This is a genomic window from Pedobacter sp. 01T416_2 (genome assembly GCF_056398925.1).
In genome coordinates, this window is the sequence record NZ_JBFTQI010000997.1 from 1 (window position 1) to 1,828 (window position 1,828).

At 40.2% G+C, this 1,828-nt stretch carries 2 protein-coding genes; one reads left to right on the forward strand and one right to left on the reverse strand.

Going from position 1 to position 1,828, the window contains the following annotated elements; all coding sequences use genetic code 11:
* The first annotated feature begins 173 nt into the window (after positions 1–173).
* Entirely contained in the window at positions 174–557 is a 384-nt protein-coding gene (locus AC1DPQ_RS26670; protein ID WP_477611422.1) for a VOC family protein, read from the forward strand.
* A gap of 159 nt (positions 558–716) precedes the next feature.
* On the opposite strand, the gene AC1DPQ_RS26675 is transcribed toward AC1DPQ_RS26670, so the two are convergent.
* Positions 717–1,828, reverse strand: a 1,112-nt coding sequence (locus AC1DPQ_RS26675; RefSeq protein WP_477611423.1) for an acetate/propionate family kinase, incomplete at its 5' end; no start/stop codon positions are given.

A 1,828-nucleotide genomic window follows, 5' to 3' on the forward strand; every position in this document is an offset into this window, starting at 1 on the left:
ATGCCTACCACGTTGCCGAAATTGTAGTCATCAGACGTTTATTGGGTGCCTGGAAAAGTTAATGGAAGTTGTCTCGTTTGGGCCTGTACTTTGCCGCTTATACAGCCTGTTACTATTGTTTTAATCCACTAAATTTAACTGTCCGTTCTCGTAAATTGATTTAAAAAAAGATTATGTTACAAAACTCAAAAGCATTCAGCTCGTTTTCTGTAGACGATGTACAGAAAGCAAAAGATTTTTATCAAGGCGTATTGGGTATCGAAGTTAAAGATAACCCGATGGGCGTAATTGAACTGGTTATTTCCGGATCAGCAAATGTATTACTTTACCCAAAGCCAAATCATGTTCCGGCAACTTTTACGGTACTTAATTTTCCTGTCGAAAATATAGATCAAGCGGCCGATGAACTTATTGCCAAGGGAATAAAATTCGAGATTTACAATGAAGAATATTTCAAGACGGATAGTAAAGGCATCTCACGGGGAAACGGAGGGCCAAACATTGCCTGGTTTAGAGATCCTGCGGGCAATATTTTGTCTATTTTGGAAACGGCCTAAGCCTAGCTAGACTTTCGAAATTGGCAAAGCGCAAAAGCCATAGCGTAATCTAAAAGTGAAATTCCATGGCTGGTGGCTCACCAGCCAAAGATAATCTTGCTCTAATTAAGACTTCCGAAGTTAGCCAGGCGCATTGCCATTGGCGCAAACTTCGGAAGTTTAGTCTATAAGTTCAAAACATTGATGGGCAATTTCATATTCTTCGTTGGTTGGAATAACCAGGATTTTTACTTTAGCGCTTGCCTTGTTAATTTCTTTCAATTCTCCATTATAGGCTGTATTTTGATCTGAATCTAATTCAATACCCAGATAATTCAGCTCCGAACATACAGACTCACGCATGTTACTGTCGTTTTCGCCTACACCAGCGGTAAATACTATCGCATCTATGCCGTTTAAAATAGCTGCATAAGCTCCAATAAATTTCTTGATCCTATAGGCATAAAGTTTTAGCGCCAAAATTGCAGCTGCATCGCCTTCACTAACCATTTTTCTGATGTCGCGCATGTCGCTCGAGCCTCCTACACCTAACAATCCTGATTGTTTGTTAACCAAGGTGCTTAACTGTTCTAAAGTATATCCAGAATGCTCCATTAAATGAAAAATAACCGATGGATCGATGTCTCCAGAGCGGGTGCCCATCATTAATCCACTTAATGGGCCAAATCCCATACTCGTATCTATCGATTTACCATTTCTAATGGCCGTAATGCTGCAGCCGTTGCCCAAGTGGATGCTGATAATTTTTGTATCAACTTTATTTAACCATTTAATGGCCTGTTCACTTACATATTTATGGCTGGTACCATGAAATCCATATACCCTGATGCCATGTTCTTTGTAATACCATTCCGGAATGGCATAACGATAGGCCTGTTCTGGTATGGTTTGATGAAATGCTGTATCGAAAACGGCAATTTGTTTCGCGTTTACAAAAGTCTGTTCGGCTACTTCAATACATTTATAATTAACCGGATTATGTAGTGGGGCAAGTGAAAACAGCCTTTTGATCTGATGTTTTACCTCATCTGTAATAAGGGTTGCACCTGTAAAATGTTCACCTCCATGCACTACTCTATGGCCAACAGCTGCAATATCATCAGGGCTGGCTATTACCGCGTATTCTCCCTCAGTTAGCAATGCTAAAACCTGTTTTAAGCCTTCGCCGTGGTTAGCAATAAAACCTGATTGTTCTATGCTATGCTTTTCGTTGTTGCGATAAACTGTATGTTTAACAAACGAGCCTTCAATGCCAATACGCTCTACCAGAC

Excerpts from the sequence above, each read along its gene's own strand:
- AC1DPQ_RS26670 (WP_477611422.1), top strand. The coding sequence starts at position 174 with ATGTTACAAAACTCAAAAGCATTCAGCTCGTTTTCTGTAGACGATGTA.